This is a genomic window from Acidaminococcus fermentans (assembly GCF_009696675.1).
GTDB lineage: Bacteria > Bacillota > Negativicutes > Acidaminococcales > Acidaminococcaceae > Acidaminococcus.
Map to the genome: position 1 here is coordinate 260,479 of NZ_VULN01000001.1, position 17,930 is coordinate 278,408.

General features: G+C 41.9%; 13 protein-coding genes and 1 pseudogene. 3 read left to right on the top strand and 11 right to left on the bottom strand.

Annotated elements, in window-relative coordinates; translation table 11 throughout:
• The first annotated feature begins 98 nt into the window (after positions 1 to 98).
• Positions 99 to 893: a transglycosylase domain-containing protein gene (locus FX155_RS01150; RefSeq protein ID WP_154487412.1), complete on the top strand. Its 795-nt coding sequence runs from the start codon at positions 99 to 101 to the stop codon at positions 891 to 893.
• Positions 894 to 923: 30 nt separating this feature from the next.
• Here the strand turns inward: FX155_RS01150 and FX155_RS01155 are convergent, their stop codons facing one another.
• Positions 924 to 2,360, bottom strand: coding sequence for a glucose-6-phosphate isomerase (locus FX155_RS01155; protein WP_154487414.1), 1,437 nt, complete (start codon positions 2,358 to 2,360; stop codon positions 924 to 926).
• Between the two features lie 473 nt (positions 2,361 to 2,833).
• The gene (locus FX155_RS01160) at positions 2,834 to 4,345 is read right to left on the bottom strand and encodes a capsule assembly Wzi family protein (protein WP_154487416.1); all 1,512 of its coding nucleotides are present in this window, start codon (positions 4,343 to 4,345) and stop codon (positions 2,834 to 2,836) included.
• Between the two features lie 674 nt (positions 4,346 to 5,019).
• Between FX155_RS01160 and FX155_RS01165 the strand changes: the two genes are divergently transcribed.
• Positions 5,020 to 5,223, top strand: a complete 204-nt coding sequence (locus FX155_RS01165) for a hypothetical protein (protein WP_195839591.1) — start codon at positions 5,020 to 5,022, stop codon at positions 5,221 to 5,223.
• A 986-nt stretch (positions 5,224 to 6,209) separates the two neighbouring features.
• Here FX155_RS01165 and FX155_RS01170 read toward each other — a convergent pair.
• From FX155_RS01170 to FX155_RS01210, 9 genes are all read right to left on the bottom strand, one after another.
• Positions 6,210 to 6,593: a protein-export chaperone SecB gene (locus FX155_RS01170; RefSeq protein WP_074707775.1), complete on the bottom strand. Its 384-nt coding sequence runs from the start codon at positions 6,591 to 6,593 to the stop codon at positions 6,210 to 6,212.
• 11 nt (positions 6,594 to 6,604) lie between these two features.
• Complete coding sequence (locus tag FX155_RS01175) at positions 6,605 to 6,865, bottom strand: hypothetical protein (protein ID WP_022488212.1); 261 nt, start codon at positions 6,863 to 6,865, stop codon at positions 6,605 to 6,607.
• A gap of 12 nt (positions 6,866 to 6,877) precedes the next feature.
• On the bottom strand, positions 6,878 to 7,399 hold the full coding sequence (locus FX155_RS01180; RefSeq protein WP_154487418.1) for a hypothetical protein: 522 nt from the start codon (positions 7,397 to 7,399) through the stop codon (positions 6,878 to 6,880).
• A 722-nt stretch (positions 7,400 to 8,121) separates the two neighbouring features.
• Positions 8,122 to 10,089 (bottom strand): hypothetical protein, encoded by a 1,968-nt coding sequence (locus FX155_RS01185; RefSeq protein ID WP_154487420.1) that lies wholly within the window; start codon positions 10,087 to 10,089, stop codon positions 8,122 to 8,124.
• A 134-nt stretch (positions 10,090 to 10,223) separates the two neighbouring features.
• Positions 10,224 to 12,194 (bottom strand): hypothetical protein, encoded by a 1,971-nt coding sequence (locus FX155_RS01190; RefSeq protein WP_154487422.1) that lies wholly within the window; start codon positions 12,192 to 12,194, stop codon positions 10,224 to 10,226.
• Between the two features lie 58 nt (positions 12,195 to 12,252).
• Positions 12,253 to 12,693, bottom strand: a complete 441-nt coding sequence (locus tag FX155_RS01195) for a P-loop NTPase fold protein (protein WP_154487424.1) — start codon at positions 12,691 to 12,693, stop codon at positions 12,253 to 12,255.
• A 76-nt stretch (positions 12,694 to 12,769) separates the two neighbouring features.
• A complete protein-coding gene (locus tag FX155_RS01200; RefSeq protein WP_154487426.1) occupies positions 12,770 to 13,630 on the bottom strand; it encodes an abortive infection family protein in 861 nt (286 codons plus the stop codon).
• A 231-nt stretch (positions 13,631 to 13,861) separates the two neighbouring features.
• On the bottom strand, positions 13,862 to 15,382 hold the full coding sequence (locus FX155_RS01205) for a UvrD-helicase domain-containing protein (RefSeq protein ID WP_154487428.1): 1,521 nt from the start codon (positions 15,380 to 15,382) through the stop codon (positions 13,862 to 13,864).
• On the bottom strand, positions 15,379 to 17,064 hold the full coding sequence (locus tag FX155_RS01210) for an ATP-dependent nuclease (protein ID WP_154487430.1): 1,686 nt from the start codon (positions 17,062 to 17,064) through the stop codon (positions 15,379 to 15,381). The genes FX155_RS01205 and FX155_RS01210 overlap by 4 nt, the downstream gene beginning before the upstream one ends.
• A gap of 495 nt (positions 17,065 to 17,559) precedes the next feature.
• Between FX155_RS01210 and FX155_RS01215 the strand changes: the two are divergent.
• Positions 17,560 to 17,930 (top strand): annotated as a pseudogene (locus FX155_RS01215) (IS21 family transposase); the annotation flags it as partial.

Genomic DNA, 17,930 nt, shown 5'->3' on the forward strand with positions numbered 1-17,930 from the left:
TTTTCCAAAAAGACCGTACAATTTTGTGAACCCGATTCCATTGGATTTTTCCCGCCATATCCATTACAATGGAAGGAGTAAAAAGGGGGAACATGCGTATGCGGAAACTGTTGTGCATCCTGGTGATCCTGGCGGGGGCCCTGTGCTGGCACATGACCCGGCCGGACACCATCCATGAAAAAGTGGGCGGGCCGGCCCGTCCTGCCTCCCAGGAGACCCGGACTTTCCCTGCCGGCACCCCCCGGCCCCCGGAAGAACTTCCTAGTTCCCTCCAGCTGGTGTGGGAAGGGTGGCACATCCGGGAAATCGCCCACAGCCGGATTCCCCGGGAAGACTGGGTGCCTCTGAAGCAAATGTCCCCCTGGCTGCCCAAGGCCCAGGTGGCGGTGGAAGACAAACGGTTCTACTCCCACCACGGAGTGGATCCTGACGGGATCATCCGGGCCACCCTGGTGAACATCCAGAACGACGAAGTGGTGGAAGGAGCCAGCACCATCACCCAGCAGCTGGTGAAGAACCTGCTGCTCACTTCCGACCAGTCGGTGAAGCGGAAAGCGGCGGAAGCGGCCCTGGCCCTGTTGGTGGAAGCCCGATGCAGCAAGGAGGAGATCCTGGAAATGTACCTGAACACCACCTTCCTGGGGTCCGGTGCCACCGGGGTGAAGCAGGCCTCCCAGGTATACTTCGGCAAAAATCCCAAAGACCTGAGCCTGCCCCAGGCCGCCACCCTGGCCGGTCTCCCCTATGCCCCCACCGCCCTGAACCCCTACGCCAACTGGCAGGGCAGCAAAAAGCGCCGGAACCTGGTTCTGAACCGGATGGCAGAACAGGACATGATCACCCCGGAGCAGCTGGAAGACGCATTGAACGAGCCTTTGGGAATAGGGAAATGAAAAGGGGTGCCGCTGGGCGGCACCCCTTGTTTATCTCTTCTTCAACTTTTCCCCCATCAGCCGCTTGTAGATTTCCACACCCGGCTGATCGTAGGCATCCACATTGGCCAGTTCCCCTTCGTAAGCGATGCTCAGCATCAGGAAGTAGAACAAATGGCCCAGCATGTATTCATTTACATCCGGCAGCCGGTACAGGGCGTTCAGCCGCTGGTCACTGGCCAGGGCCTCTTCGTTGGATTCCATGGCCACTTCCAGGGCCTGTCCCATATCCAGCCCCTCATACTTGTCATATTCCGTGATTTCCGGGAAGGGATTCCGGATATGGACCCGGCCCTTCTCGCTGTCCACAAACAGGAACTGGACCGCCTTGTCCCGGCGCCCGTCCTGGTGGAGCTGGGTCTGGGAATGCATATCCGTGGTGCCGATGGCCACCACCGGCGTCCGTCCGTAGAACACCGTGTTCCCGTCCCGGTCCTTCCGTTTCCCCAGGGATTCCGCCAACAGCTGCACATACCATTCTCCCAGCGCCTTCAGCCGCAGGCTGTAGGGCATGATCACTTCCATCACTGCCCCGTGGTTTTTGGCCCCCAGGTACTTCAGCACCGCATTCAGGAGAGCCGGGTTGGTGTCCAGGTCACTGCCCTGGCAGGCCTGGTCCATCTCCCGGGCACCCCGCAGCAGTTCCTCCAGGTCCATGCCCAGCACGGCCCCCACCACAAGGCCCGGTGTGGACAGGACGCTGAACCGTCCCCCCACCCCGTTGGGCACATCGAACATGGGCCAGCCGTACTTCCGGGCCAGCCGGTTCAGGGGCCCCTTTTCCATCCGCTTGTCCGTAACCACGGCACAGCTCACCTGGAACAGGCTTTCCTCACCTGTCAGGAAGCTGTAATAATGAAGGAAAGCAGCGGTGGGTTCCAAAGTGGTGCCGGATTTGGAAATGGGCACCAGCAGCACCCGCAACGGACGGTCCAGGTCCTTCCGGCATTTGTCCGCCAGTTTCACCAGCCCGTCCCGGATGTTGTCCGCATCTTCCGGATCCACATTGTTGCCCCCGAAGAACACCGCAGGCATAGGGTCCAAATGACGGTGCCAATAGCTGCTGGCACAGCAGTCCGCCAGCACCTTGCCCCCCAGATAGGAGCCGCCCACGCCGCAGAATACCACCGCATCCTGCTTTTCCCGGACCTGTTCCCCGAATTCCTTCAGTTCCTGGAGCAGTTCCGGGGTGTTGGGAGAATCCGGGCCCGGGTAAGGCAGCCGGGGAAACAGTACCGGTTCCGGAGTCCCATCCTTGGAAAGATGGTTTTTGGCCCGTCCTTCCTTCCGGATCTTGTCCACCCCTTCCGCCGCCTGCCGGATCCGGGGGGCCAGCGCCTCCACCTCCGCCGGCTGGATCCGGCCTTCGCCCAGCATGTTGGTCACATCAAAAGAAAATCCCGATGGTAAAACAATTGTCTGCTGCATGGGTATCAACTGCTCCTTCATCTGTAAAGTTATGACAGTTTATGTAAAATATCATACCATCTTTGCAAAAGAAGTGCAACAAAAAAATGTACAGCAAGTGATTATTTTTTAACGATTCCGAATATTCCGTTTGTTTAAATGAACCGGGTTTATTCCGTAGCAGACAAATGACAAGACAATAGAAAAATCGTTCATCGTGAGTCGTTTTGGTATCACAGATCCAACGAGAAATCACAGAAACGGGTTTCTCGTAGACACCGTTCCTGTGACCGTTGTATCCAACATCCGACCCCACCCACATATATCCGCCCTTTGCAAGGGCGGAGGACCATTGCGCTTGCGCAATGGTGGTGGGTTAGCAGCCCCCGGCTGCGTTCTCCTTCAAGAGCATCTGCCTCCGGCAGATGCTCTCCGACCGCGTAAGACGTGAGATGCCCCCTCGGCCAGAGGCCTGCTCTTCACTCTTCACTTGCCTATAAATTCCACTCTACCTCCGCACCGGCAAACAGCGCATGGTCCTTTGTCCCCTGTTTGATGGAGGCATACCCCAGCGTCCCGTTGAGATACACCGCGTCCTTCAGCTTCTTCCGTCCCGTAAGCCCGGTTTCCTGGATCACCGGCCCGTCACTGCCCCGGTCCTTCTCCGTCCGCTGGTAGTACAGCCCCAGCCGGTCCGCTCCCGGGAAATAATGGTTCACCCGGGCATAGTACTTCCGGGCGTCATTGCCCATCCAGTCCCCCAGCATGTCCCCGCTGTAGGTCCAGCCGTCCTGATAGGTGCCATGGACGTACCAGTCCTTGTTGGTGTGGGCCATTTCCGCCACCAGATCCCAGGATCCGTCCCGGGTCAGCTGAGGCAGGTACACTCCGCCCCGCCAGCCCCAGTCCGAGGGCAGTCCGTGGGCCTGGTCCTCCCCGTACATCTCTCCGTAGAACTGGATCCCGGGCAGCCGCAGCCGGAAGTCGAAGCCTCCGATATCGTCCCATTTGTCCTGGCTGTCCGCATTGTGGCCGTAAATCCATTTCCCCCAGTCGTGAGAAGAAAGACCGTTTTCATCCCCGCCCAGCATGGAGATCCGGGAAGCCCCCAAGGTCAGCCACCGGGTGGGAGTCACATCCAGCCGCAGCCCCAAAAGCCCAGGATGGTTGTAATCCTTCCGGCCCCACCGGGCCGCATCCTCCGCCCGGTCCCCGTCCAGACGGCCGTAAAAGGCATGGAAATCCACCTGGCCCAGGAACTTCAGGAAGCCCCCGGCCTGGATGGGTTCATTCAGATGGGCCTGGAGAGTGGTAAGAGGCTTCATCCCGTTCCCCAGCAGCAGATGGCCACTGGCCCCCTGTCCCCAGGTCATGGCCTGCCGGCCCAGTTCCCAGGCCCAGGCCCCAGTCCGGGTCTTCACATAGGCTTCCTCCAGGCTGGCCGTGCCTTCATTGTCCTTGTCCCAGGACGCCCGGCCCCGGATCCCCAGGGCCACCTCATGGCCCAGGTTCCCGGACGCCTCCACTTCCCCGGCCACACTGCCGTTCCGTCCCTTTTTGTGGCCGTTGGTCCCGGCAAACGGAGCCCATTCACTGGCCGTCCGGCTGTCCCGGTAGGAGAATCTGTCCCCATGGAGATACCCGGTTCCCACCTGGAAAGAGCGGAGCCGGAACCCGTCCCCGCCGGTGCCGCTGCCCTGGAGGGCCGCCACCTCCGGCGCCACATAAGATTCCAGATCCGCCAGATCCGCCTCCAGGTACCCGGGAAGAGGCTTCTCCGCCGCCTTTTCCTTCGCTTCCAGGGCCCATTGGGCCATCTGGAGACGGCTGTAGGGCCGGGCCCCGTTGGGCAGCGAAGACAGGTACCCCATCCCCGAAAGTTTATCAATGGTCTCATAATACCGGCTGTCCACCGGCACATTGGCCGCCACCTGAGCCAGCGCCGTCCCCGGCCCCCCAGCCAGGCCCAACCCCAAAGCAAGCAGCACAGCAAAAGTATGTTTCATAGCACAAAAGCCCCCTTTTTCAGCAAAATCATCCCAGTACTGGGATTTGTGTAGACAAGTAATTATACCATATATGCAGGTGAATGGACGAGGAATTGGAGGGGGGATTAAGTGATCACGGGTCCGTAGGGGCCGCACGCCGGGCGGCCCGCCAGGATCAGGAGCAAGATGGAACGGCCACCGTAAAATCCGGCGGCCGTTTGTTCATCGTTGGTCGTTCATCGTTCATCGTTTCGGATGCCAGATGCTGTGCATCTGCCTTTGAACATGAAACCCGGCGGCCGGGATGGGCTTCCCTTCGGGCAGCCCCTACCACGTTGGAATCAAAGGACCAACGGAAATTCACAGAAACGAAGTTATCGAAGATTCCGTTCCTGTGACCGTTGTATCCAACTTCCGACCCCAACGCCGTAGGGGCGCGCCGCAGGCACGCCCGTCCCGGCCTGCGGTTTTTATACGTTCCCAGGAACCCGCCCAGCAGGTTCCCTCCTGTCGCTAGAGACTAGTGACTGTCAGCTCATGACCATCTGCGTGAGACAGAAAAGCGGCCCTGCCGCTTTTCCCCTTCCTCCCATCCCCATCAAATATGATAAAATTAACAATATAGAAATCGTATTCTTTAGCTAAAATACAACATCCCTATGACCGTAGAGATGAAAAAGGAGGCGGAAACCATGTGCGGTATCGGACACGCCATTGCAAGAAAGAACCTGGAAAAAGGCCGCTTGGAAGGAAAACAGGAAGGCCGTCAGGAAGAACGGGAATCCAACATTGTCGCCATGCTGAAGGAAAAGATCCCCATGGAAACCATTTCCCGGATCACCCATTACTCTCTGGACCAGATCCAGAAACTGGGGAAACTGCATGGATTGCTGTAGGTTGGAAAACGCCCAGGGCGTTTTTCTTCCCAATAGAAAGGCCGCCGGAAAATCCGGCGGCCTTTTGGTTCATCGTTGGTCGTTCATCGTTTCGGATGCCAGATGCTCACGCATCTGCCTTTGAACATGAAAAACCGGCGGCCGGGACGGGCTCCCCTTCGGGAAGCCCCTACCACGTTGGAATCAAAGGACCAACGGAAATTCACAGAAACGAAGTTATCGAAGATTCCGTTCCTGTGACCGTTGTATCCAACTTCCGACCCCAACGCCGTAGGGGCGCGCCGCAGGCACGCCCGTCCCGGCCTGCGGTTTTTATACGTTCCCAGGAACCCGCCCTGCGGGTTCCCTCCTTCCGCTAGAGCCTAGTGCCTGTCAGCTCATGATCATCGGCATGAAACGTGAGACGCTGAGCGTGAGACTGAAAAGCGGCCCTGCTGCTTTTCACCTCCTAATCACTTTCTCCCCCTGTGTGACTCACTTTTTCATGATCACAGTGGCTCAATTTTTGGCAAGCGCGTGGCTTACTTTTTCTTTGACATTCACATCAGCGACAACCATTTTAGACAGATTGCTGCACCATGCACATGTGGTGAACACAAAACCGGGACACAATAAGGCCCCATCTGCTTTGTCAGTGGGAATTTTTGAAAGAGGCATGTACCATTATGTACTATGCCACTTTCAAAAATTCCCACTTTCGCGCATCTGGAACCTCCTTGCGCCCCGGGAACGAGTCGGAGGAAAGAAAACTGAAAAATGCCAACCGCCTGCCGGGCGTCCCGCCCCCCCCCGCACCTTTTCTGTCGAACACATGCTGTTCTATCGAAAATTCTCCATCCCTGTAGGGTGCCGCCCAACGGGCGTCCCTCCACCAGGCCGCCTAGTGGTCTGTATTCATTCGTTCGGCAATCACCTGATTCCTAAAAAATAAAAGAAAGCCCTTTAAAGATGGAAAATGATATTCCAGCTTTAAAGGGCTTTCCTGGTTATTTTACCAGATTATTAATATTAATAATTGGTAATATGATCGGTCTGAAATTTGGTTGTGATGTAACCAAGGTAACTTGACTTCTTAAGAATGGAAACATGATGGCAATCGCATTTTTTAGCATGCTTTCAACTGGAACATTCCCATCTGTCTCAAAATCAGCAGCTAATTTTACTTGCATTTGAGCAATTTCGGGAATATCAATATCACAACTTAATTCCACTGCCATTTTACTGTCAGATTGGACATTTTTATCCACATGAAATGCAACATTCATTTTAGTAGGTCGAACTGGTTCTTTTCCAGTTGCAGAGAACTTTATATCCTTGACATGCAAATGCTGCATCTGCAAACTGCTTAGCTGTTTTTCCTGAAAATCCATATTGTCTCCTTCTATGCGGCCTTTAAAATTTCATCTGTAGTATCTACTAAAATATCAACAGGCAAATCTGAATCCATCTCATTCCCATCATTTCCGTCAGGATATTCCAAAACTAAAGCAATATCCTTCGTATCAGGAAAAATGGTATGATCTTTGAAATACTCGTCTGCCTTTTGCCCATCTATCACAGCAGGACCCGGTTCATCTACCCATTCAATGCCCAATTCCAAACAGCATTCTTTTAATAATGCGTTAAGATCACTGTTTTTCATTTCGACTGCCTCCTATCGAAACTTTTTCACTTCCCCAATATTTTTATTACTGCTCACAGCATATTGTCTTTGTTTCAAACAAACACGAAACCCAAGTTTATTAACCATGATTCTTTTAGGAAAAGAATAGGCCAAAATTTTTATTCCTTTCAATTTCTTGTAGAAATTGCATGCTAGGCATCGCAGTTTTACACCGCTATTGTCGCCATTAATAACAGGATGTCCTTCTTCTCCTTTTTCCAAAAATGGAAGAATTGTTCTTTCCATTTCAGCCATATTCTCTTCTATATCCAAGTCAAGAAATTCGTCATCATTACAAAAGATATTAGCTTGCAGAAGACACGGTTTTGTTACTTTATTCTTTTTCTTCGCAGCCTCATTTTCTGCCCACAATTCAGCATCTTCCCGCTTGGCAAAAAAATAGATTCCTGTACCAAGCCATTCAATATCTTTACTGCTTTCTATGAATCCCTCTTTTACTATAGCGTCAGCTTTTTGCTGTATTGTTCCATGATAGACTGTTTCTTTGAACATTGCTGGCTCCTGAAATCATGAAAAATGCTTATACTGTTCCATTTAATTATTCTAACAAAGTTCTCTCATTTTGTAAACTCCGAACAGGTATTCTTGAATCAATTGATAAAGTAAGTTGATATTTTAAAATTTTCCCTACTAAAAGACCTCTATACAGACTCTCGATAAGCAAATCGGCTCAACGACCCAAATCACCTAGCCACTTATCCACTTAACCACCTAATCACTATTATTAGGGCCCATCTGAAATCGCCATTTTCAGCCCAACCAAGTCGCCACACCATACTTCCCCCATCCTATATGATCTTGGAAAGCAGCTGCCTGGCCACATTCCATTTAAAATGTCTCCAGGCAAATTGGCTGTTTTAATCCGACTGAAATTGGTCATTTTAACCCGACTCTACTTGGTCAAATTAACCCGACGCTAGAACCCTGGTGAAAATGGGGAATTTCCCATGATGACAATGGGGAAAAGTGGTTGATGAAGAACGCCTTTCTTTTATGCTGAACCTGTAATTATATCTCCGCCCTTTACAAGGGCGTAAGCAGGGCGCATCCGCTTTAGCGGATAGCGAGGTCGCTTATGCCGTAGCTGGGGTATCCATGCGCCAGCATGGGTGGTGGGTTAGCAGCCGCAGGCTGCGTTTCCGTTCAAAGGAATCCATTGGTGGGTTCCCTCCATTGTTGTAAGCATGAAAAGCGTCTCCCACTTTCACGCCCCATCAGCACCACTCAATAAAATTCTCCTCCGGATGCTTCAAACAGAACTCCTCATTGATTTTTAAGACCGTCACAATAACAATCAATAAAATCATCAGATAATCATTATATTGCGTGTTCCTATCTAGGGAATAAGTTCCATGAATATATTTATTTCGTAAATCAGTGCCATCACTGTATTGTGATTTATTCAAAATATAATTTAAAATATTTTGTTCCGGAATGCTAAATAAAGTATTCTCATATCTCACATCTTCAGTTGCTATCATATTTTCAATACATTGTTTTCTACGGGGATTTCGGTTATAGTAATATGCATTAATTACCCCATATTCATAAAGCTCCCATAAAATGCTGCACTTTATTTTATTCAATTTAATTAACCCATTCGAGGCTATTTCAATAACATTTTTCTTTTTCAGAAGCTGTAATGCGCCTCGTTGATAATTCTCAAAATCTTGATCAAATACTTGATGTTTCTTTATCAAAGAAACAAAATTTTCTTCATATGTATATTTTTCATCACTTTGTCCTTTCTTTGCTATTATTGTTAAATCACTTTGATCCGAGAAGAGTTGAACCATAGTATACTTTATTTCAGGGCTATTCGCATATAAATATTTATCCTTTAACAAAGAAGATATTGCTTTAATGGGAACAGGATTCGATGACATCTCCATAAGTTCTTGATTAATGGTACCATCCGAAGCATAATAATGAAATTCTTTCAATACCCGGTCAAATTGAGTCAATAATTGTATTGAGGAATCAGCATCAGCATCAATGATAGTTGGCACTCCAAATAAGAAACCCTCTGCTTGAAACTCATTTTTTAAGTACTCTTTAAAGAACCAGGGTATAACATCTTCCAATCGCACATGGAAGTTTTGTAAAAAATCTCGATAGGCTGCTAAAGATGAAACCATTGCATTTATTCTCATATGTTGAACAAGGCTCATTTGATATTCTTTTTTCCCTCTAACGCCTATAAATTTTAAAAAGCTTGGTTTATCAGTGGCATATTCAGTTAAAATACATCTTCCGTCCAAATCAATCAGCCCAACTAAATATATAAAATTATTAAGAATGGTTGGAAAATCTAAATATTTTTTCAGCCAACTTTCACTATAAATAATTTTTAAGTTTAGTGGAACTGAATATTCTGTATCTACAGGATTTCGGGTTTTTCCAATGCCTATTGTAATCGAGGTGTGTATTGCAGAATTTGGATCAAATATCTTTTTTTCGATATCTTCTATCCTTTTTTTTACTTTAAGTCTAATGTGCTCATCTATAGGAAATTCTCCTGAATTCGGCGCATTAAAAATAGCCCGCAAATAATTTAAATTAGCTCCAGGATAATCTATATATTTATTCAAGATTGTTTTATAATCATCGCCAGTAAATGTATCAGGTATATTTATTGTAGGTTGAGTCGGGGGCTTTTTTTCAATATATTTACGAATTAAGATTTCAGCGCTTTTTTCTGCTGCCAGCATATACTCCCGCAGGCATTTTCCATAAGATTGCGTGGTGTTCCTATTTTGCAGGATATAATAAATGGTTCGATTTTCACAATCTAAAAGTTGCCTGATAATGCTTTCATCAATAATTTTATATTTGTTGCGCTTTTCAAATAATCTCCAAAAATCATCTAAATATCTAATATTAATTGCTTCATAGATTTCCACCATATTTGTATTCGTTATTTGATTAAAGAAACGAAAGTACTGTTTTTTCAATTTTTCTTGTACTTCTTTTGAATTTTTTATACTCTTAATCTCAACATCCGGGTTTGATAATATTTTTCCCACATTATATGCTTCTATCGCATCATTAACATTTTTTACAGGTTCATCGAGCGATAGTTTTTGCAATAATTTTTCTGCTCTGGAAACATTCAAACCAAAAGACCAATCATTTCTATCATATGCTTTAACTCTATCATATTTATTTTCTCTGTCAGCCATTCCAATACTCCTTCGTATCGCATAAAAAAATATTAATTTATTTATAAGCCATTAAAACTGCCTGGAAACTGACTCAGGCTGCCTTTCGAAAGCAATCCCATGTTCCCAATTCCCCTAGTCACCTCCACTTCCCATCAGCACCACTCAATAGAATTTTCCTTTGGATACTTCAAACAAAACTCTTCATTAATTTTCAATATGACTGAAACAACAACAAGAAGGACAATCAGATAATCCCACTCTTGTTTTCTTTCATCTTTGGAATAACTGCCATGGATATATCTGTTTCTTAAATCTAAGCCATCACTATATTTGGATTTATTCAAAATATAGTTAAAGAAATCTGCCTCGGGTTCACTAAATAAAGTATCTTTATATTCCAATTCACCATTCTGAAGTAATTCTTCTATATACGCTTTGATCCGAGTATCTTTTTTCAAACAATAAAAATTAAGCACCCTATACTCATATAATTGCTTCAAAACCTGGCACTTCATTTCATTTAATGAAATCTTACCATCATCTTCAATTTGAAGAACTCCTTTATCTTTTAAGACATTAACTATTGCTCTAGGTCTCTGAAAAAAGTCATTGTAATAGATCGGATTCTTTCTGACCAATGAGTAAAAGTTATTTTCATGAATAAAATTATTACCTTTTGGGGTATCTCTAGCAATAGACGTTAACCCACTGCTTGCAGAAAAAATCCAAAAGAGCATATTCTTCAGATCTTCACTTTTAATATATAAATACTTTTTTTCCAAAATAGACGGTATTTGACCTATTGTTATAGGGCTGGAAGATATTTCAAATAATTCCTGGTTTATGAATCCATCGGTAACATAAAGGCAATATTTTCTTAATATCTCATCTAGCTCAATAAACATTAATTTTATCAGTTCTAAAATAGATTTTCCTTCGACTGAAACATTGAATGTAAAACCAGTTACATTAAATTCATTAGGCAAATAGTTTTCAAAAAACCATACGAAAACATCTATAAGGTTAATGCCTCTTTGTTTCAAAAAATTGTAATACGCTTGAAGAGATATCAACGACTTCGTAAGACGATGTTGCTGCGAAGGCTCCATTCTATATTCATATTTACCATGTACTCCTATAAAATATGAAAGACTGCCTTCATCGCATTTTTGCTTAACAAAATCTAATCTTCCCATATAGTCTGTAACTTCAAATACATGAATAAAGTTGTTTAATATAGTAGAAAAATCGGTGAATTTATTCAGCCAATTAGAATCATAACCAATTTTCACATCCAAAGGATTATCTAAATCTGTAGCACAAATTGAAGTTAATGGTTTTATTTCAACAGTAATAGAAGAAATAATCTCCTGATCCTTTTTAAAAATTGTTTTTCCCAATTCTTCCATTCTTTTTTTGCACTTATATTTGAATCGATCTGAAACAGGAAATTCTCGAGTTGATTTCGCTTTTGAAAGGACGTCCAAATAGTTCCATTTCACTGTTTCTGATTCAATGTACTTTTGTAAAATCAGCTCATATTCATTCGTTTTAAGCGTACTAGGTATATAAAATATTGGTTGAAAGGAATCACTTTTCTCTATAAATTTTTTAATCAGTATCTCTGCACTTTTAGGATGCGCAAGCATATACTCTCTTAACTGTACGTTATATTTTTCAACAATCTTCCTGTTCTGCAAAATATAAAAAAGAGCATTGCCATTTTCCATTGTGAGAATCCGTTCGATTAAATCAGAAGAAATTCGCTCATATACGCGTCCCTTTTCAAACATCTCCCAAAAATCATCAAAATAAAGACAATTGACCCTGCTATATTCTTCTATTATGTTACTATCATGGATCTCTTTAAAATACCGAAAGCATGCTGACTTTATTTTTTGTATCCAAGATTCGATATTATCCAAATCGGCAGTTTTGATTTCCGCTCTTTCTATAATTTTAACGATATTGTATTCTTCAAGTACATCATTGATATTTTTACATATTTTACCATTCGGAAATTGCTTTATATACGCAATAGATTCATCATAATAAATTTTAAATGCCAAATCAGTCCTGTCATAAGCTTTAATTCTTTCAGATTTCCTTTCCCGTTCATCCATGTCTATCACTCCTATTAGAACCCATCTATTTTGATTATTTGGCTACTTTACCCCTTGGCTACATCCCTTTTAAAATATCCCCAGGAAAATTATCTTTGTTCTTAAAATTTTTTTCATTAAAATGCTTATATCCTGCCGTGATACTGCAAATCAAAGAATAAATTGGATCCAGATCACAATCACTTTTCCATGCGTCGTAATAAATGCAGCATTGATTTTTAATTTGCTGATCTTTCAGTTTGAGGCTATCTTTTATTGCATTTCTTTTTTCATCTATCATATCGAAGTCTGTATTATAAGCATCCAAAACCATTTTTGCCTGTTTCACGAAGAATGTTTTTCCACTTCCCCAGCTTCCATTTACTGCGATACTATAGGGACCTTCAATACTGTTTAATAACTTTATGAAATACTGCAACTCCTGATTCCGTTCAAATATATCTTCTTGCAGCGATTTTAAAATATTCTCATCTGTTGGCATCAATTCCAGTCTCTTCATATTTATTTTCCCTCTCTGAGAAGCTATTATGCGAATGCGGTAGAAAGCACATCTACTGCTTCCTACCGCTCCCCTATTATCCTTGCTTTTGCTGTTTCCATGTACTCCATATAAATTCACAAAATGTTGCAGAACAGTCTACAGCAAGACGAGCATGCCTTGCTTCTAACCCTTTAAACCCATCTCCTTTTCCATGACCACTTCCATATACATTTCGAATTTCAGCGATTTTCGTAACGATGCCACGCAAATTTCCACAAATTGCTTTTAATTGCGAACTCACAGGACTATTACCATCTATCGTCTTGGGAGTTAATTTTAATAAATCTAAGGTCTTATTCGTTAAAATCGATAAGTCCCATTTCTTATCATAGTCTACATGCATTTCAGATAGAATTGTTTTACAGCAAGATTCTATAAGTTCTTTCGATTTTCCTATTGCATCCGTAGGATTTGATTGTATTTCACTTATCATCAAATCTATTTCATTCTTTAAATATGCACTGGTAAATAAATTCTTTTTGATTAAATCTGATTGAGCTATACAGCTTGTTCTTATTTTATTATGCTCTATTAATAACTTTTTACATTTAAAATATAAATTTCTATATCCTTTATTAAATTCTACTCCAAAAGCATGAACTCCAGGCACATAATCATCTGCCCCTAACTCTGGGTTATATTCCTGCTCATATTTTTGCTCATAATATTCTAATAAATCCGTTACCAATTTCCACTTTTCGTTTTCCTTAACACCTGGATCATACAAGTATTCTCTCAATGATTTGCCTTTTGATAATTTATATTTTGCTTGAATTGCCGTTCCTACACATTTGGCAGTAAATGTATCAAATCTGGCATTACTAAAATCAAGAACATATCCATCGCGATTAAATAACCCAATAAATAAGTCGAATTTATTTTCATTGTTTGTCATGATAATCCTCACTTTTAGAACCCTATTAAAGCCTATCTGTTTTAGCCAATTAGAACCAATCTGAAATTGCCATTTTCATTCCAACCAAACAGCCACATCCTATTTTTCATTACTCTTGCTTCTTTTAGAACTGAGGGTTTTAGACGCATTCATTTTAAAAAATTTCCTGGAAATTTAAAAATGTCTTTTTAACACTGTCTCCTATTCTCTTTTCTAAGCTCCTCTTCTTTTTTACTCAATAATTTGCATCACATCATCAGGACGAATTCCTGCCTTTTCAAACATCTTTGTCAGATTATCAAAATATTTCATCCCATTATATTGCTTATAATCACAAAGTTTAACGATTATTAGCCTTGATTTTGCTCTTGTTACAGCAACGTAATGATTGCAAATACTATCATTATCATCTAACTGATAGTCGTTCGCAAAAACAATTACCTGATCAAATTCAAGTCCTTTTGAAGAATGAAATGTTATAGAAACATGTTGCAATTCGTCCATTTTAAATGCTGCATGATATTCTTCATCATTAATTGTAGCTATCAATTTTTTTATATCATTTTCTGAACTAGTGTATCCGAAATAAGCTGCAATGTTTTCTACTTCTTGAATTACATCTCCATAAAGCTTATTATTCAATGCTTTCTCTATAAAATTTAACTTTTCCTTAAGATATTGTTTGATTTTTCTATCATCAATAGATTTTTCTGGTATTTCGTCCATAAAATCATAAATAGAATATTCTTTTAGGATAAAATACTGCGCAATTGCATTATATAACCAAGAAACATCTGTTGTAATATCCGAAATCGGAGTTCTTGGTATATATGTAAATGGAGTTCCCATTTGACTTAGTTCTTCTGCACCCATTTGAGCATTTCTATTACTAAATCGCAGCAAAGCACATGTCTTATTCAAATCTAAATGGTCACAGACTTTCCCAACCCAATTATACGAATTTGCGTTAACAAGCAAAATAGCACTTTTATCGCTACAAGGCGTATATAGACTTCGGGTTTCATCCGTCAGCAGATTGGAATAATTTTGTATTTGTTGGCAGGATCTATAGTTATCTCTTAATACTTTTTTCTGGAAATCGTCCATCAAAAAAATACTCCTAAAAGCCTCCGGATATGCTCCCCGCCAAATATAAATAGATTGTTTGGGATCCCCTACGACAAATAAATCTATCTTAAGTGTTTTACAGATATACATAAAAAATTCATGCATCATCTGGTCACAGTCTTGATACTCATCAACATAAATTTTGATATATTTCGCTTTTAAAAAGAGTCTGCATGCTTCTGATTGTTTTACTATCCTCAGGGCAAGGTCAAATACATAATTCTTTTTGTTGTCAGCATAAGAACAAATTGTTTTATACTCTGAAAGGTAAGCAAGACCATCTTCAAACGTATTTACTTTTATAGAGTAATCCGTATTTATGTCACCTTTGAATTCATCGCCATATACGTCCTTCGCAAATGGTTTTATGATTTCTTCGATAACAAAGCTATTATTTGTTCCAATAAAGTGATCAGAGCTATCTATTTTCAATCTTTCTTTTATTTCTTTTGCCGCTTTCACTGTAAAGGTAATTGCAGCAATCACCTTATGCGTATGATTGTCTTCAATTTCCTTCTCTATCTTGGCAACCATCGTATGTGTTTTACCTGTCCCTGCGCTTGCGCTCACAATCATATTACCAGGCGTATCTGCAATTTCCTGTTGGATTTCCGATAAGCTCATTTCAGGATTTCCTCCAAACATGCAAAATTATAATGATGGAAAATTTTATCACAATCTTCGTTTGTCAGCTTCTCTACAAGCTTTATCATATTATATTTCTTATGCCCTTTAAGATATGCTATGATATCTCCATCTGCTTCTGGTAGATATTGAACCATATTATCATGGAGGACTTCATCCAAATCTTCTTCCAAGCTTACTCTTGATAAATAGATATGGTGATTTTTCCTGATATCATCTAATTTTTCTTTGTTCAAATCATATAGATTTCTTCTACTTTCAATACCATCTTCATCAACAGGATCTTCGGGCAACTGCTCTTCGCCAATCATAGCATTAATTCTAGAAAATCCGATTGGTTTATACTTATCTTTATTTCCTGATTTTCGCAGATCATTATCTGTTTTAACTACGTACGGTATTTGTAGTTCCTTAAGAAGTTTTACATAAGGACTAAAATCAATTCCATTTACTGCCAATATATATACACCCATAATTGGGTATTTTGGCTCTTTTTCATCTAATACTTTTTCAAAAAGGACTTCCTCTGAAGGGCCTTCAACCAGTAACACTTTGTCCGCAAAAATTGCTTCAACAAGTCCTTTATTTAATTGTTTCTTTAACTTTTCGAATCCTTCCGGTACTGTATAAAATGAACTAGCTGAATCGACTTTTGTATCATTGAATATTCTCACCAAATTTACTTTATCCATTTCTGCTAAGATATATGAGGAATGAGTAGTCATGAAAGTATATTTATATTTTTTCCCAACAAAAATTTCATGGGATAGTGCTATTTGTATTGCTCTATGAAGATGGTTTTCCGGTTCTTCAATAAGAAAAAGGTTTATTTTGGTTTCATCTTTTTCTCTTGCCAATATATTGTAAATTGCATAAACCAATAATTTTTTCCGTCCCTCTCCTGAAGTTGGGTAGAGTTCTTCACTTCCTGCAACCTTTATATAAGGAACAACATTCGAATATAATCCATTAACAGCCAGTTCTGATTTTATAGTAACTTCGACATCATCACCACGAAAATTACCATAAATTGGAGTCACTTCTTTTTCAAAATTCTTTATCCCAGATAATGATGATATTTTGTTATTTAGCGTTTTAATTCCTTCATTAATTTCATTTAATGTATCTCGATCCTGATCTTCATCGTTTTTCAGTAGTATTGCGGTATTCTTCTTGAATAACCCATATAAATTAACGTAAGCATCTATATATATGACATTAAACACACTATCAATATCGAAAGTATAGCCTTTCGCTCTTATTGGCTCTAATTGGGTAACATCTCCGCCCCATGATAGTTCTATATTTGCGCTCATATCTTTAGAATCATATTGTGCTTTTAACTGGATTAAAACAGTGTTTTGACCGCTTCTCAAGGCGCCTTTTACTTTTGCCCGCAGTTTTTCACTATCTGGATCATTTATATCACTGATATCAATGCTAACCGTAATTTCAATAGGCTTATTTGTATGTTTTTTATAGAAATCCGTATCAATAAGATTCCTTTTTCGAATTTCTCTATCGAATAAATACCTTAGAGCATAGAGAAAGTTGGTTTTTCCCACATCGTTCATCCCAAAGAATACATTTTTATTGTCTAGTTTAATGGTAATATTATCGAAATTTCGGAAATTTTTAATAGTAATCGAATCGAATTTCATGAATTACACCTTCCTTTTTTCTATTACAATAAAAGGCCAAACTAAGTACACCATCCCTTAGATTATAAATGAACGATTATATAAATAGTCATTTGTATTTTTGTTTGCAATAAAAATATATCTCCGTTCATTATATCACGAGAAAACGTCCTTCTGTGGACAATCTAGTATATTGTTAGTATTTATGTAATAAAGAAAACTGCCACCGCTCATCCCAGCGGTGGCAGTCCCTTTTCCTCAATCTCTCCCAAACAAATCCCTGGTATAACCCTTCTCCTTCACATCATCCAAACAATAATCATACCGGTTGGCAATGATGCTGTGACTTGCGGTATTAGAGCCCATCTGAATTAGCCATTTTGAGCCCAGCTGATTTGACCATTTAGAGCCCAGCTGAAATCACCATTTTCAGCCCAAACAAATAGCCATTACATATTTTTCCGTTAGCCTTTACAATATAAGTTGCGATCAACAACTTAGAGTAAAGGAGGAAACGTGGAAAAATTGTTATGTAATGGCTTGGATACTATTGTATCACAAGCATTGAAAGAAATGGAAGAAGAGAGCGGGCAAGCCATAAGCCTTGATGAAGTCAACCTGGCAGAACTGTCTCGTAGGACTCATATCTCCCGTTCCAAGCTGCGTACATGGAAAAACAAAGGTGGTTCTTTTGTTAAAGAAAACAAGGGATACACTTCCCGTAATCCAGTTTTAAGAGGCTATACAAGCATATTGGATAATCTGCTTCGCAATGGGGTTTATAACTCTGCTGTATGTTTGAAGCGCCTTCAAGCAGCCGGATATACCGGAGGGATTTCCACCATTAAACGTTATCTCAACAGCCATAAGGATCTGATCCCTGCCAA

Coding starts and splice junctions, on each gene's coding strand:
- FX155_RS01150 (WP_154487412.1), top strand. CDS start 99: ATGCGGAAACTGTTGTGCATCCTGGTGATCCTGGCGGGGGCCCTGTGC.
- FX155_RS01155 (WP_154487414.1), bottom strand. CDS start 2,360: ATGCAGCAGACAATTGTTTTACCATCGGGATTTTCTTTTGATGTGACC.
- FX155_RS01160 (WP_154487416.1), bottom strand. CDS start 4,345: ATGAAACATACTTTTGCTGTGCTGCTTGCTTTGGGGTTGGGCCTGGCT.
- FX155_RS01165 (WP_195839591.1), top strand. CDS start 5,020: ATGTGCGGTATCGGACACGCCATTGCAAGAAAGAACCTGGAAAAAGGC.
- FX155_RS01170 (WP_074707775.1), bottom strand. CDS start 6,593: ATGGATTTTCAGGAAAAACAGCTAAGCAGTTTGCAGATGCAGCATTTG.
- FX155_RS01175 (WP_022488212.1), bottom strand. CDS start 6,865: ATGAAAAACAGTGATCTTAACGCATTATTAAAAGAATGCTGTTTGGAA.
- FX155_RS01180 (WP_154487418.1), bottom strand. CDS start 7,399: ATGTTCAAAGAAACAGTCTATCATGGAACAATACAGCAAAAAGCTGAC.
- FX155_RS01185 (WP_154487420.1), bottom strand. CDS start 10,089: ATGGCTGACAGAGAAAATAAATATGATAGAGTTAAAGCATATGATAGA.
- FX155_RS01190 (WP_154487422.1), bottom strand. CDS start 12,194: ATGGATGAACGGGAAAGGAAATCTGAAAGAATTAAAGCTTATGACAGG.
- FX155_RS01195 (WP_154487424.1), bottom strand. CDS start 12,693: ATGAAGAGACTGGAATTGATGCCAACAGATGAGAATATTTTAAAATCG.
- FX155_RS01200 (WP_154487426.1), bottom strand. CDS start 13,630: ATGACAAACAATGAAAATAAATTCGACTTATTTATTGGGTTATTTAAT.
- FX155_RS01205 (WP_154487428.1), bottom strand. CDS start 15,382: ATGAGCTTATCGGAAATCCAACAGGAAATTGCAGATACGCCTGGTAAT.
- FX155_RS01210 (WP_154487430.1), bottom strand. CDS start 17,064: ATGAAATTCGATTCGATTACTATTAAAAATTTCCGAAATTTCGATAAT.